The organism is Bacillus sp. WC2503 (assembly GCF_052682895.1).
Genome location: NZ_JBQYMD010000001.1, coordinates 603,494 through 617,944, shown reverse-complemented (window position 1 = coordinate 617,944; position 14,451 = coordinate 603,494). Strand labels below are relative to the sequence as shown.

Here is a 14,451-nt window from a genome sequence, read left to right as displayed (position 1 = left end):
ACTTCGCTACCTTTTTTCTATCGATTAAATAAAGAAAAATCATCACTTTCTTTATTTGTAAATAACTGCTGAAATAGTTTTGCAAATACCATTCCGTATACAGTTCCATTTCCCCCATATGGCAGTGCGTAATATAAATTATGTATCTTTTTATCTTCTTTTAAAATAGGGAGACCATCATGACTACCACCAAATGCTGCTGCCCAATAATACTCTGCCTGTATATTATTAAACTGCGGGAACATTTCTTTTACAATATTAATAAGGATATCACGCTTATGCAATAATTTCGTATCGCCGATATTTTGAATTTTCAACGCCTCATCTAATCCGCCTACAATAATGCGGTTTTGATACGTTCGAAAATATAGGTAAGGCCGTGCCGTTTCCCAAATTAATGATTTCTCATGCCAACCTTCGAACTGATCTATCTTATTTGTAACAACTGCATAAGACGTTTCTACTGTTGTATTTTTTTCTTTCTTTCCAAAAAGCGCTTCATAACCTGTCGCCATAATAATATTCTTTGCTGCTATTTTATTTCCTGTTTTTGTGTAACAAATTAAATCATTTTGAATTTGTTTAATATGTATTGCCTCTGTATGTTCATATATAGTAGCACCCATTTGCTTTGCTTTATGCAAAAGACTATGTGCTAACAAATATGGATTCACTTCTGCGTCACCGCTTGTATATAATGCTGCTTGTTTTGCAAATGAATAACGTTTCTTAATATCAGACTCTGTAAAATATTCAACTGGAAATTCATAATAGCGTAACGTATTATATTCTTCTTGTAAAAATGAAATATCCTCATCTCTACTCGCATAATACAAACTATTTCGCGGAATAAAATGGGGATCAATATCGAGAGTCGGTACAACCTTCTCCATTGTTCTAAGGGCTTCATAACAAAGCCTATATGCCCGTACCCCTTTTACTTTCCCAAATGTATGAATAAGAGAGGTTAACGATTTATCATGAAGAAATTGTAATAAACCTGTATTGGCAGCTGTGCTACCACATGCAATTGCTCTTTTTTCAATGAGCGTAACACGCATTCCTATCTTTGCTAATGAATACGCTATATGAGCACCCGCTTCGCCACTTCCGACTACGAGCACATCACATATCATATCATTTTCTAACGTTGGATAACAAGGTACAGAAACTCCTCTATTCCAAAACAACTTACCAGTCATAAGCTTCATAATTATACTCCTAAAATGTAAATTTCTCCTTTCTATGTTTTGTTATTTTCCATAAAAAAATCCAACTAACACAACGCTAGTTGGATTTTTTATTTTTAATTGGAACGCTCTTCAAGCCAATTTCCAATCGTCGGATATGTTTGTTTTACAGCTGTTCCACCGTAAACGATAGACATATGCCCTGTTGGTAAACATACATATTGTTTATCTGTGCTAGAAATATGATCTAGTAAAGCTTCTACTTGACATGGCAGAGCGATATGATCACGTTTCCCGGAAATATTTAAGACATTCGCCTTAATATTTGCAAGGTCTACCTTTTGTCCACGAATAACGAGTTCACCTTTAACCAATTTATTATTTTGATAAAAATCACGAATCCACTGTCTGTATGATTCACCCGGGAACGGAATGCCATCGCCAACCCACTTTTGAACTAATTTCCAGCTTTCGACGAAGCGCTCATTTTCTGAACGATCAACTAAAGCAACGTATGGACCAACAAAATTCGTAATTGGTTTTAACATCTTATTTCCGAAATCAATCATTTCCGGCGGAATATTTCCGAATGTATCAACCGCCTTATCTAAATTGAAATATTTCTCATCTAATAAAGGACCATATAATCCTGTTTCAGAGAAATCGAAAGGACTTGTCATAAAAATTAAGTTACGAATTGGCATATGCGGATGAAGTGCCGCATAAATAGACGTTAGCGTTCCACCCATGCAATAACCAAGTAAAGAAATCTCATCCGATTTTGCAGTTCGCATTACTTTCTTCACTGCTTTTGCAATATAATCGAACACGAAATCATCAAATTTCAAATGACTATCTTCTAAACCAAATGTACCCCAATCAAGCATATACACATCAAAACCACGATCTACTAAATATTCCACTAAACTATTTCCAGGAGTTAAATCCATAATATATGGCTTATTAATAAGAGCATATATTAATAAGATTGGGACTCTCTGTGTTTTTTCTTGTTTTGGAATGTAACGATAAAGCTTCGTTTTATTCTTCGTCCAAATAACCTCTTTCGGTGTTAAACCAACTTGTGGTTCTGGTTCGCGTAATAAAATTTCGCTCGCTCTTTTCACACGGCGATATGCTTTGCGATATTCTTCTGGGTACAACTCCAATTGCTTTTCCCATTCTGTTACGAATGTAGTCATTTTTCTATCTCCTTTTCGGTCGATTTCTTTCTAAAAAAAGAAGTGCATTCCTGATATGGATATGCACTTTTTTCTTACTTCATTACATGTATAATCCACCGTTAATGTTTAATTGCTGACCAGTGATATACGCACCGTCACGGCATAGGTATACTACACCTTTTGCAATTTCATCAGCTTGTCCAAAACGTTTTTTCGGGATTTTCGCAACGATTTTTTGACGCACTTCTTCTGGTACCTCTGCTACCATTTCAGTATCGATAAATCCTGGGCAAATTGCGTTTACAGTTACATTTGTTTTTGCAAGTTCTAACGCTAATGATTTTGTAAATCCTAGCATACCTGCTTTTGCTGCTGAGTAGTTTGTTTGTCCAAATCCACCAGCTTGACCAATAATAGAAGAAATACTAATGATTCTTCCTTCTTCTGCTTCCGATATGTATGGAAGTACCGCACTTGTCGTATTAAATACACTACTTAAGTTCACGTCAATTACGCGCTCCCAATCTTCACGATTTAATTTTTTGAATGTACGATCTCTTGTAATACCAGCATTATTAACAAGAATATCAACTTTACCAAAATGATTCACAGCTTCTTCTACAAGTCGGTTTGCATCTTCTACTTTAGAAACATCCGCTTGAACTGCATAAACGTCATGCCCTTCTTTTCCTAGTTCATTTACTAAGTTTTCAGCTGCTTCTTTACTGCTGTTATAGTTAATAACTACTTTTGCTCCCTCTTGTGCTAATGCTACTGTAATTGCTTTTCCAATTCCTTTTGCCCCACCTGTTACGATTGCTACTTTGCCATTTAATTGAACCATTTCTTTTCCCCCTTAAATGAATTTGTGAACGATTATTATGAATCATTTTGGTACCCATACTAATAGAGTCCATATATTAATTATGTTTCGTTGTTTATACGTGAAAACGAGATTCTCTCTCTCTCTTTTACACGTTGTAAACAAACGCTATTATCATTTTTTATTTTCTGGCTTATTCGCCGGCTTTACTTCTTCTTTTACAGGTACTTGTAGTTTAGCTAGTACTGCATTTTGCTTTTCTAGCAATTCTAAAATTTGATCAACTTTCGTTTCTAACGTGCGAATATCTTGTTTTACTTTCGTAACATCACGCTTTAATGTAGGAGCTTGTCCTAACGAATCCACTTTCTCTTCTAGAACTTCCTCAATATTATCAACTTTATTTTCTAAGTTAATAACAAGCGTAGCTACTCTAGCGATATCCTCTTTCGTTGGCACGTTCACTTGTTCTAAATAACTTTTTGTCGTATCATTTAATGCTTTTTGATAAAACAAATTCAAGTCTAGAACGCTGCCCATCCAAGCAGAATATTCTTCTGTTTTAATTGTTTCATTGAGCGCTTTTCCCCAAAATGTTTCGGTTTGTTCATAAGCATTTTTCCATGCTTGCAATGGATCGAATTTTTGATCAATCACTTCGCCTACACTCCCTTTTTTGTTTTTGAAACAATTCAACCTATTCACTATTTTCTAATATTCTGAATAAAACTTCAAGTCTATATTTTATTTTTCTTTATTTTCCAACAAATGTATTGACATTAAAAACAGATAGGTGTAAATTGCACTTATAAGCAAAAAATTCCATCTAACTGATTCATGAGGTGATGTACAATCATGCTACATAATGAACCAGAACACCCAGAAAGTTTGGAAAAAAACCAAGCGAAACAACCAAACTCCATGCCAAAAAACTTCTTAGTTCCTTTCTTACTTCTCTGTCTAAAAGACTGGAGTCTTCATGGTTACAAACTCATTCAAATGCTAATGGACATCGGCTTTTCTTCTGTTGACCAAGGTAATGTTTATAGAACACTACGCAAGTTAGAAAAAGAAAACCTTATTTCTTCTACTTGGGATACAAGCGATGGAGGGCCAGCAAAAAGAATTTATTCTTTAACTGAATATGGAGAGCAATATTTATCAACATGTGCGACTTCTTTTGAACATTATCAAAATATGTTGCGGACGTTTTTCACGTTATACACCAATGCATTCTTTCCATTTTCTACTTCTCCAGAAAAGGATGAAAAGGATTCTTCATCTTCACCTGGTGGTACAGCAGAGTAATCTGCGTTCACAATATGCAAAAAAACATTTGGAGGTCAAACAATGGAAACTAAACCATACGAATTAGTCGATGCATTTTGGAAAAACTGGTCTCAATCTCTTTCCCTCTTCTCTTCAGCTGGGAAACAATTAGAGCAACTTACTTTAGAAACGTTAAAACAACAACAAGACGCTTTGCATAAATTAACATCAGGAGTAAATGAACTAGAAAAAGAACTACAACAATTCACAGCTCAGTTCAATAACCAATATACAGATTACGTGAAGCAATTAACTGGAAACTCCTTAAATGATCAAATTAACGAGTGGCAAGGGAAATGGAATGAGCTTTCTACTCAAATGCATCAACTTACTGTTTCTCCTACAAAAACATCTTTGTCTATTCTTACTCAAACTAGCGGTCAATTTGAAGAAACAACAAAACACTTTATTGAACAACAACAATCGCAACGCGAAGAGGTTCAAAAACAGTTAGAAGTTTTTTTGGGAGAGTTCAAGTCCAAACAACTAGAACTCGCAAAGCAGTTCGAGGAAAACTCAAAAAATCTATTTACTTCCATCAAGTAAGAAAAATGTGGCAACTAACTGCAGCACAAACAAAACTCTTTCTTCCTCCTACTACATCAAGATGGCTTACATTTTTCGATATGGAAAAGAAGGAGGACAAAATGAATCCATTTCAAGAAGCACAAACTGTTCCGGAGCTTCGTTATGATGAGATTCAAGTCGGTGATCAAGCATCTCTAACAAAAACAATTACGGATGAGGACGTTATCAATTTTGCAAAATTGACTGGAGATGTAAATCCTATTCATATTTTAGACTCTTTTGCAAAAACGACAATGTTTAAAGAACGTATTGCTCACGGTATGCTCGTTTCAAGTTTTATTTCTACTGTTCTTGGAACGAAACTCCCAGGAAAAAATACGATTTATTTATCCCAAAACGTTTCATTCCGTGCTCCTGTCAAAATCGGCGATACACTTCGTGTAGTGGCAGAAGTCATTAAAAAACGGGATGATAAGAAAATCATTACATTACAAACAAACATCTACAATCAATCCGATGATATTGTCGTGGAAGGTACAGCGACAATACTGAAAAAAGAGTAGCAAATTTGCTACTCTTTTTTCTATCCAAGAACTTCTAATCACACCGATTACTTCCGGGTATGAGTACATCGTTTCCACATAAAATAACGTTACCAGTTTAGATAGTACTTAACTTGGCTGAACTGGACTACTCAAAAGGATGTGTGTCAACATGGTAAAAACAAACAAATTACTAGTTCCAGGTGCAGAACAAGCACTTGAACAATTTAAATATGAAATTGCACAAGAATTCGGTGTTAGCTTAGGCTCAGATACAGCATCTCGTTCTAACGGTTCCGTTGGCGGTGAAGTAACAAAACGTCTTGTTGCTTTAGCTCAACAACAATTACGCGGATAATACTATAACATATGGCTTAGAGGCAGATATTCTCTGCCTCTTTCTATTTGCAACATACATAATAGCGCTTTTTCACATACTAGTAAGAACAAACTGAAAGGAACGATATGTGAGATGAAACGGATTAATATTAGCATGAGCCCTCCTCGTGTTCTTACTTTATCTTTTATTGTATTATCAATTGTCGGCACATGCTTATTAAAACTACCAATTGCTACAACAACATCTATTTCATGGCTCGATGCCTTATTTACAACGGTTTCTGCTTGTACAGTTACAGGGCTTGGTGTTGTGGACACTGGAAAAGTATTTACCTTATTTGGTCAATGTGTAATTTTAACACTTATACAAGTTGGCGGTCTTGGCATTATGAGCTTCGCTGTTTTAATTGCAATTATGCTTGGCAGAAAAATCGGTCTTCAGAATCGCATTTTGTTACAACAAGCACTAAATCAAACGAATATCGGCGGTGTCATTCGTCTTGCCAAAGCATTATTTCTATTCTCTTTTACAGTAGAATGTATTGCTACTTTGCTCCTCTCTTTTGAATGGGTACCAAAATACGGAATTGCTAAAGGGTTCTATTATAGTTTTTTTCATTCGATCTCTGCCTTTAACAACGCTGGTTTTTCTGTGTGGAGCGATAATTTAATGTCCCATTCTCATAGTATTCTCGTCAATCTCGTTATTTCTTCTCTCATAATTTTAGGTGGAATCGGTTTTACAGTGATTATAGATATAAAAAGAAAAAAGAACTTTAAAAACCTTACATTACATTCAAAACTCATGCTCTCTTCTACTCTAATCGTCAATATTATTGCTACCGTTTTTATTTTCATATTCGAGTTCCATAATTCTCTTTCTATGAGAGGTTTTACCCCATTTGAAGAAGGAATGGCTGCTTATTTCCAAGCAATTTCAACGCGCACTGCCGGATTTAATACCGTTGATATTTCTGCATTAACAAAACCTTCCCTTTTATTAATGATGCTTCTTATGTTTATTGGTGCTGGTAGTGCTTCAACTGGTGGTGGAATTAAGTTAACAACATTTTTAATTATGTTTTTTGGCGTATTTAAATTTTTACAAGAACAAGATGATATTGTTGTGTTTAAAAAATCCATTAAAGATACGCTCATTGTCAAATCATTGACCATTACTATTATTTCCATTTCATTTATCTTTGCTGCTATTTTAATTTTAAGTATTACTGAGCGAGTTCCTCTATTGATGAGTGCTTTCGAAGTATTTTCAGCATTTGGAACAGTCGGTCTCAGTATGAATTTAACGCCACACTTAACGATAATTGGAAAAGCTATTATTATCTTTATGATGTTTTTTGGAAAAATGGGACCATTAACATTGGCTTTTTCATTTGCACGCAAAAAGAACCGGAAAATAAAATATCCGAACGAAGATATTTTAACAGGTTGACAACCGTATAAATTATCCATATAATGAGAGTACAATAGCATATCTCCAAAGGGGAGTAGCGTCCAAGAATATTTCTTGGAAACAAAGTCGTCATTACGTAGAACTTAGTTCTTCCGGCTTTGTTGGCATTTTTATTACATATGTCTAGCAAGACCTTTGCCTATTAACGGCAGAGGTCTTTTTTGTATTCATCACCAAATTCTTCCAAAGTTAATAGGCAGGAGTATGGGGAAACTAAATAGTGGGGAAATTCTTCACTTATTTAGTACTTATAGAAATGAGAGGAGAATGTACATGGATGTATCATTATTATTGGAGTATGGTTGGGTATTACTCATCCTGATTGCACTTGAGGGGATTTTAGCGGCTGATAACGCGCTTGTTCTTGCAATTATGGTAAAACATTTACCAGAAGAAAAACGTAAAAAAGCACTATTTTACGGATTAGCGGGGGCATTTGTTTTCCGATTCGGATCGTTATTTATGATTTCGTTCTTAGTCGATGTATGGCAAGTGCAAGCAATCGGTGCTATTTACCTTATGTTTATCGCTGGTAATCACTTATTTAAAACGTATGTTAAAAAGAATACGGATGAAGACACAGAAGAAAAAGAAGCAAAGAAAAAACAAGAGAATTTTTGGTGGACTGTATTTAAAGTCGAGGTTGCTGATATCGCCTTTGCAGTTGATTCAATTTTAGCTGCTGTTGCATTAGCAATGACTTTACCGAAAACAGGACTAGGTACAATTGGTAGTCTTGATACTGGGCAATTCGTTGTTATCTTTGTAGGTGGACTTATTGGATTAATCATTATGCGATTTGCAGCAACTGCTTTCGTACAAATATTAAAACGTAAACCAGGACTTGAAACTGCAGCATTCTTAATTGTAGGTTGGGTTGGTGTGAAGTTAGCAATCTATACATTAGCACACCCTGCATTAAATGTAATTCCGCATTCATTCCCAGAATCTACTCCGTGGAAACTTACATTCTGGATTGTATTAGTTGGAATCGCAGTTGGCGGTTGGTTCTTCTCGAAAGAAGTAGAAGTAAAAGTAGAAAAGAATTTAGACGAAAAAGCGCTGTAATTACAGCGCTTTTTCTTTTTTATTTCAATTCCCTCTCTATTTTTAGAAAAAATTCCATTATACTACCTTTTGTAATCGCTTTCTTATTTTATGTATGTCCTTTTTGTGAAATATTGCACAAACTTATTGAAACTGTGAACGAATCCATGTACTTTATTCATATAAGGAGTATTTATAGAAGATTTACTAAAGGAGCGTATGACTCATGCTAGAACAAGGATTAGATTATGTTGTCAAACTGGCTAAGAGCAAAAAGAAAATGCTAGATATAAATCCGATGCAATATTTCATTCGTGCTGCACTTGCGGGCATTTATATCGGTTTTATTATTGTACTATGTTTTAAATTAGGTAACTTTTTTCACATTGCAGATTCACCAGCAACTTATTTAGCTGCTTCCATGTTTTTCGGGATTGCCCTCGTACTTATTATATATGGTGGTGCTGAATTATTTACTGGAAATACAATGTACTTCACAGTAGCAACTTTAAGAAAAGAAACAACGATTTCTGATACACTTCGCAACTGGATTGCATGTTATGCAGGTAACTTAGCGGGTGCTTTATTCTTTGCCTTACTATTTTACGCAACTGGCATTTTCGAAGCGATTGATCACGGTCATTTAATGAATAAAGTAGTTGAAGGAAAGATGAATACACCTACAATGCAATTATTCTTTAAAGCAATTTTATGTAACTGGCTTGTCTGTCTTGCCTGCTTCTTACCTTCTCAAGTGAAAGGTGACACAGCCAAAATATTAATGATGATGATGCTCGTTTTCACTTTCTTTTTATCTGGTTATGAGCATAGCATTGCAAACTTATCACTGTTTGCTTTATCTTTAGTATCACCACATCCTGAGACAATTTCTTTTGCAGGCGCTATTCATAACTTAATTCCAGTTACAATCGGTAACATTATTGGCGGGTCCGTATTTGTCGGTATGGTATATCACTACTTAACAAAGAAAACACCTGATGTTAAACAGGAAGAGACTGTAATCGCAGCAGCTCAACAAGAAGAGATTATTCCTTTACAAGCACATATGAAACATTAAAAACTCCAAAGTTAGACTTTGGAGTTTTTAGCTCCCCACATATTTCACAATAATACTTGCTTCAATCTCTCCTTGTTCTTTTCCACCCTCTATTCTTTGTTTCATCTTATCCATACCAATGACATCATTTGTGTGAAAGTGGATTTCCTTAACATATAATCCCTCTTTACAAAAAATATTTACGAAATCAAATCCATTACTCTGCCGCCATCCCATATTAAAGTCGAGAGAAATAATATTTACCTCATTCTCCCTAACAAATTGCAAGGCAGTTTCTACTGTAGTTGCGGGCACATATCCAAACGGACAACCTCTTTGATCATCCATATATATTCATTCTCTATCCCCCTCTATTTTGAATACACAATTAATACATAACATATTGCTCCAAGACTAATAAAAGGGCCAAATGGAATTGGTTTACTTGCTTCTATACGCTTTAATAAAATACCCATCCCGAAAAAACAAAGACTACAATAAGACGCTAAAAATAAAATAATAAAAACCCCTTTCAATCCCACTATAAATCCAAGTAGCGAGAGTAATTTTATATCCCCTCCACCAAGCCCTTCTGGATATATCTTTTGCATACAATATAACAAAAAGAGTATAACCCCACTACCAACTATACTATCTATCCACGTAACTAACGGTACAAAAATACATTCTAAAATAAGCAGAAAAGCAAACGAAATTAAAATACGATCAGGAATTAACATATATATATAATCTGTAACGGAAATAATAAGAAGTAACGAAAAAAGCGATAAAATGATGAGAAGCTCTCGTTCTACTCCAATCATATATACAGTAAGAAAAAATATTGTACCGGTTACAAATTCAAATACTACGTACAGAATCGGAATTCCCCTCTTACAATTCGTACAGCGCCCTCTTTGTATACAAAATGAAATGATTGGAATTAGTTCTTTTGGCTTTAGTACATACTTACAATAATGACAATGCGAACGCGGTGTAATAATAGACTCGCCTAAAGGAACCCTTATTGCGATTAGCATAAAAAAAGAACCAAACACCATACCCACTAACAATGCATATATATAAGTGAACATCCCTTCCTCTCCTTTCCAAAAGAACATAACAAAAAAAGGAGAGAACTTCTACTTCATATTATCCTTTATTCTACTAAAAAAGCAGGCCATTTTCTGGCCTGCTTTCCCCTCTTTTATACGATGAAATATACCGCTTTTAATGGTCCGTGTACTCCGACAACAAGATTCATTTCAATGTCAGCAGAGTTACTAGGTCCTGTAATAAAGTTAATACAAGATGCCGCTGTCTCGCCATTTTCTACACGTGAGTTCATATCCTGAACTGCTTGCGTAATACGAGGCACAAGTGTTTCACGTGGAATAATAGCAAAGTATACAGTCGGTAAAAAGTGTAAAGAACGTCCTTGCCCTTTATGACTTTGTACAACAATTGTACCAGATTCAGCTAATGTATAATCACTAAATGCAATACCGATATTCGCTTTTTCAGCTATACGCATATTTTCGTCTTTTCTCTCTGGATCCCATACGTTTACTTCAATATCTCGCTTTGGAAGTTCTTCTTTAAATAAAGATGTTAAACCATATGCATCAAAGCGTTCATCTGCTGATAATAAAATAGGTCCCCCGCCGTTTTCCATGATTACTTTTTGAAGGTCTTCATACAAACGGTCATTTGTCGTTTCTACTACAGTTGTATGAATGTTTGTACATTGCTTTTTAAATACTTCTAGTAATTCTTCTTGTGAATAATCTTTTAACGTTTCTATATTCACATTACTTTTCCATACTGGACGCTCGACACCTTCTCTTTTACGCGCACGCCCAAGTTCTTTTGCAATGTTATCTAGAAAGGAATCACGGTTTTGAATTAATCCTGCCATTATTTATTCCCGCCTTTCTTATGATCTTTATACCAATCACGGAATCTTTCTTTACTTGGCGCTGGGAATTCACGAATATCCGTCCAGTTTTTAAGTGGTCCAACACCTTTTGATACACGGTTACCAGATGTGAATGGACTCATTGCTGCTGGTGCCATTTTTGAGCCCATTTTGTATAATGCAGCTGAAGAAGCACCCATACTAAACATTTTCATCGCTAATTTTTCTGCAAGTGGCGCACGTCCTTCTTGTTCAACGATTACTTGGCGATGCTTTAATAATAAATCATGTAATGGAATTTTTACTGGACAAGCCTCTGTACATGCTCCGCATAAACTAGATGCATAAGGAAGCTCTTTGTAATCATCATATCCACCTAAAAGTGGTGTTAATACCGCACCGATTGGTCCTGAGTAAATCGATCCATATGAATGTCCACCAACGTGACGATATACAGGACATACATTTACACAAGCTGCGCAACGAATACATTGCAATACTGAACGGAATTCAGATCCAAGAATTTGAGAACGACCATTATCAACAACAACTAAATGGAACTCTTCAGGTCCATCAACTTCCTCTTCTTGAATTGGTCCTGCTACTGTTACATAACTTGTTAACTTTTGACCTACCGCACTACGGCATAGTAAACCAACTAAAACATCTAACTCTTCCATTGTCGGAACCATACGTTCCATACCCATTACTGCTATTTGTGTTTTCGGAATTGACATAACAAGATCCGCATTACCTTCGTTCGTTACTAAACAAAGAGATCCCGTATTTGCAACAGCGAAGTTACAACCCGTCACACCAATTTCCGCATCCATAAATTTCTCACGAAGTTGTTTACGAACAAACTTTGTCATCTCATATGGATCATCAGAATTTTCATAGCCAAGTTTTTCTTTAAATACATCGCGAATTTGCGTTCTATTTTTATGAAGTGCAGGCGCAATAATATGTGAAGGTGGATCGTTATCTACTTGCAAGATATACTCTCCTAAGTCACTTTCTAACACTTCACAACCAATTTCTTCAAGCGCATGGTTCATACTAATTTCTTCTGTTACCATCGACTTTGATTTCACTACTTTTTTCGCTTGTTTCTTTTTCGCGACGTCTTGAATATACTTTGCTGCTTCCTCTTTCGTTTTCGCAAAGTACACATGGCCGCCTCTTTTTGATACATTTTCACTTAACTGCATTAAGTAATAATCAAGATTTTCTAACGTATGTTGACGAATTTGTTCACCTAGTTCACGCCACTCTTCCCAGTTTCCCAATTCGTCCGCTGCTTTTAATCGATTCGTATATAAACGCGTTTGTGCAGAAGATACTGCTCCACGCATAAACGAATCTTGAATTCCATCGCCTACGCGATCATTAAATTTTTTCTCACTGATTTTCATAGACATAGCTTATGTTCCCCCTTCATGAGCGACTATTCAGTACCTCAGCAATATGCATTACTTTTACTTCTTTTCCTAAACGCTCAATACGTCCGCCAATGTTTAACAAACACCCACAATCTGCACCGATTAAATAATCAGCACCTGTTTCCATTACACTATCTACTTTTTCATCTACCATTTGCTCAGAAATCGGAGTCATCTTAACTGAAAACGTTCCCCCAAACCCACAACAATTTTGCACGTTTGGCAGTTCTCTCACAGTTAATCCTTTTACATTAGACAATAAAATTCCTGGTGCCTCTTTTACTCCAAGCAGGCGTGTCATATGACAAGACTTATGAATAGTAGCTATTCCTGGTAAACTTGCACCCACATCTGTCACTTTTAAAACATCTACAATAAATTGTGTAAATTCATATGTTTTATCAGCAACCTTTTGTGCACGTTTAGCCCATTTCGGGTCATCTTTAAAAACATGCGGATACTCATGAAACATTGTCGCACAAGAGCCAGATGGCGTAACGATATATTCTGCATCTTCGAAAGTCTCAATCATATGTTTCATCGCTTCTTTTGCTGCTTCTACATGGCCGCTATTATAAGCAGGCTGACCACAACAAACTTGTGCTTCCGGAAATTCAATTTCACAACCTAAACGCTCCAACACTTCAACTGTTGCTTTACCGACATTTGTTTCAAACATATCGACTAAACAAGTAACAAATAAAGTAACTTTCATAATTATTACTCCCCCTCTTTACAACTTCGCCAACAAACATATGGTCATCAGATGACTTAAGAGAGAAGAAATAGGCTCAACCATGGCCTATCCTCTCCCTTTTCTAAAGAAAACGCTTACTTAATCTTTCTCTATTTTATCAGAAAATTAGATTTTTTGAAGATTAAATTACGAATTTATATCGTTTCTACCTGTGACAATATGTTCTACATTTGTTAAATGCTCTAGCATTGCTTGCTGCGCTAATTCTACATCTTGTTTTAAAACCGCATCATATATAACTTGATGCTCTTCTATAAGTCGTTCTGATGTCGTTTGTTCACCATATAAAATAATGCGTCTTGATTCACCAATCGTTTCAGCAATCATCTCTGAAACATGATTCATGAGTTCAAGCAAAATGCTATTATGCGAAGACTCTGCAATTCCCATATGGAACTGAAAATCTGCTTTTTCGCCAGCCTTTTCATCTCCAATGCTCTTTGCCATTTCATCTAACCAATGTTTCATATTTTGCAAATTATCTTCCGTACGTTTTGCCGCTGCTGCTCGAACTGCCCCCACTTCAAGCACCTTTCGCACTTCTAATAAATTCAAAATATCTTCTTTCTTCATTAATAATCTATTGTTTAATGATTTTGTTAATGAAGAAGAATCAAAGTTCTTCACATATGTGCCTTCTCCTTGCTTCATTTCAATTAAGCCCATCGCTCTTAGCGCACTTAACGCTTCACGAACAGCAGATCTGCCAACTTGAAACTGCTCAGCTAATTGATGCACAGGAAGTAGCTTGTCACCAGGTTTTAACGTACCATTTTTAATCATTGTTAAAATAGCTTCAGATACTTCTTCGTAAATTTTTT

Annotated in this window: 17 protein-coding genes and 1 riboswitch; of the genes, 7 read left to right on the top strand and 10 right to left on the bottom strand. The window is 35.6% G+C overall.

The annotated features are described in order from the left end of the window. Positions 1-17: 17 nt before the first annotated feature. The 4 genes from ACUN26_RS03310 to phaR form a co-directional block, all read right to left on the bottom strand. A complete protein-coding gene (locus tag ACUN26_RS03310) occupies positions 18-1,211 on the bottom strand; it encodes an NAD(P)/FAD-dependent oxidoreductase (RefSeq protein WP_000772553.1) in 1,194 nt (397 codons plus the stop codon). Positions 1,212-1,306: 95 nt separating this feature from the next. Next, entirely contained in the window at positions 1,307-2,392 is a 1,086-nt protein-coding gene (gene phaC, locus ACUN26_RS03305) for a class III poly(R)-hydroxyalkanoic acid synthase subunit PhaC (protein ID WP_000206839.1), read from the bottom strand. An 82-nt stretch (positions 2,393-2,474) separates the two neighbouring features. Continuing rightward, positions 2,475-3,218, bottom strand: coding sequence for an acetoacetyl-CoA reductase (locus ACUN26_RS03300; RefSeq protein ID WP_000250411.1), 744 nt, complete (start codon positions 3,216-3,218; stop codon positions 2,475-2,477). Positions 3,219-3,371: 153 nt separating this feature from the next. Beyond that, positions 3,372-3,854, bottom strand: coding sequence for a polyhydroxyalkanoic acid synthase subunit PhaR (gene phaR / locus ACUN26_RS03295; protein WP_000566960.1), 483 nt, complete (start codon positions 3,852-3,854; stop codon positions 3,372-3,374). A 198-nt stretch (positions 3,855-4,052) separates the two neighbouring features. Between phaR and phaQ the strand changes: the two genes are divergently transcribed. From phaQ to ACUN26_RS03260, 7 genes are all read left to right on the top strand, one after another. Beyond that, positions 4,053-4,505 (top strand): poly-beta-hydroxybutyrate-responsive repressor, encoded by a 453-nt coding sequence (phaQ, locus tag ACUN26_RS03290; protein ID WP_000903016.1) that lies wholly within the window; start codon positions 4,053-4,055, stop codon positions 4,503-4,505. Positions 4,506-4,547: 42 nt separating this feature from the next. Then, positions 4,548-5,072 carry a polyhydroxyalkanoic acid inclusion protein PhaP gene (phaP, locus tag ACUN26_RS03285; RefSeq protein ID WP_000448600.1) on the top strand — a complete coding sequence of 175 codons (525 nt, stop codon included), beginning with the start codon at positions 4,548-4,550 and terminating at the stop codon, positions 5,070-5,072. A 101-nt stretch (positions 5,073-5,173) separates the two neighbouring features. Continuing rightward, positions 5,174-5,617 (top strand): MaoC family dehydratase, encoded by a 444-nt coding sequence (locus ACUN26_RS03280; RefSeq protein ID WP_001067920.1) that lies wholly within the window; start codon positions 5,174-5,176, stop codon positions 5,615-5,617. A 151-nt stretch (positions 5,618-5,768) separates the two neighbouring features. Then, positions 5,769-5,954: an alpha/beta-type small acid-soluble spore protein gene (locus ACUN26_RS03275; protein WP_000241211.1), complete on the top strand. Its 186-nt coding sequence runs from the start codon at positions 5,769-5,771 to the stop codon at positions 5,952-5,954. A 114-nt stretch (positions 5,955-6,068) separates the two neighbouring features. Then, a complete protein-coding gene (locus ACUN26_RS03270) occupies positions 6,069-7,388 on the top strand; it encodes a TrkH family potassium uptake protein (protein ID WP_000822351.1) in 1,320 nt (439 codons plus the stop codon). Positions 7,389-7,426: 38 nt separating this feature from the next. Next, positions 7,427-7,592: riboswitch (yybP-ykoY riboswitch) on the top strand. A gap of 90 nt (positions 7,593-7,682) precedes the next feature. Continuing rightward, entirely contained in the window at positions 7,683-8,477 is a 795-nt protein-coding gene (locus tag ACUN26_RS03265) for a TerC family protein (RefSeq protein WP_000383309.1), read from the top strand. A 205-nt stretch (positions 8,478-8,682) separates the two neighbouring features. After that, positions 8,683-9,534 carry a formate/nitrite transporter family protein gene (locus ACUN26_RS03260; RefSeq protein WP_000893032.1) on the top strand — a complete coding sequence of 284 codons (852 nt, stop codon included), beginning with the start codon at positions 8,683-8,685 and terminating at the stop codon, positions 9,532-9,534. 27 nt (positions 9,535-9,561) lie between these two features. Here the strand turns inward: ACUN26_RS03260 and ACUN26_RS03255 are convergent, their stop codons facing one another. The 6 genes from ACUN26_RS03255 to ACUN26_RS03230 all read right to left on the bottom strand — a co-directional run bounded on the left by ACUN26_RS03255 (position 9,562) and on the right by ACUN26_RS03230 (position 14,446). Next, positions 9,562-9,861, bottom strand: coding sequence for a cyclic-phosphate processing receiver domain-containing protein (locus ACUN26_RS03255; RefSeq protein WP_000342675.1), 300 nt, complete (start codon positions 9,859-9,861; stop codon positions 9,562-9,564). 23 nt (positions 9,862-9,884) lie between these two features. After that, positions 9,885-10,634 (bottom strand): prepilin peptidase, encoded by a 750-nt coding sequence (locus tag ACUN26_RS03250; RefSeq protein WP_002038259.1) that lies wholly within the window; start codon positions 10,632-10,634, stop codon positions 9,885-9,887. A gap of 86 nt (positions 10,635-10,720) precedes the next feature. Next, positions 10,721-11,431 carry a LutC/YkgG family protein gene (locus ACUN26_RS03245; RefSeq protein ID WP_000907756.1) on the bottom strand — a complete coding sequence of 237 codons (711 nt, stop codon included), beginning with the start codon at positions 11,429-11,431 and terminating at the stop codon, positions 10,721-10,723. Further along, positions 11,431-12,852, bottom strand: a complete 1,422-nt coding sequence (locus ACUN26_RS03240) for a LutB/LldF family L-lactate oxidation iron-sulfur protein (protein ID WP_000061931.1) — start codon at positions 12,850-12,852, stop codon at positions 11,431-11,433. The genes ACUN26_RS03245 and ACUN26_RS03240 overlap by 1 nt, the downstream gene beginning before the upstream one ends. Positions 12,853-12,868: 16 nt before the next feature. After that, the gene (locus tag ACUN26_RS03235) at positions 12,869-13,588 is read right to left on the bottom strand and encodes a (Fe-S)-binding protein (RefSeq protein ID WP_000869145.1); all 720 of its coding nucleotides are present in this window, start codon (positions 13,586-13,588) and stop codon (positions 12,869-12,871) included. A 168-nt stretch (positions 13,589-13,756) separates the two neighbouring features. Beyond that, complete coding sequence (locus tag ACUN26_RS03230; protein WP_255253890.1) at positions 13,757-14,446, bottom strand: FadR/GntR family transcriptional regulator; 690 nt, start codon at positions 14,444-14,446, stop codon at positions 13,757-13,759. Between the last annotated feature and the right edge of the window lie 5 nt (positions 14,447-14,451).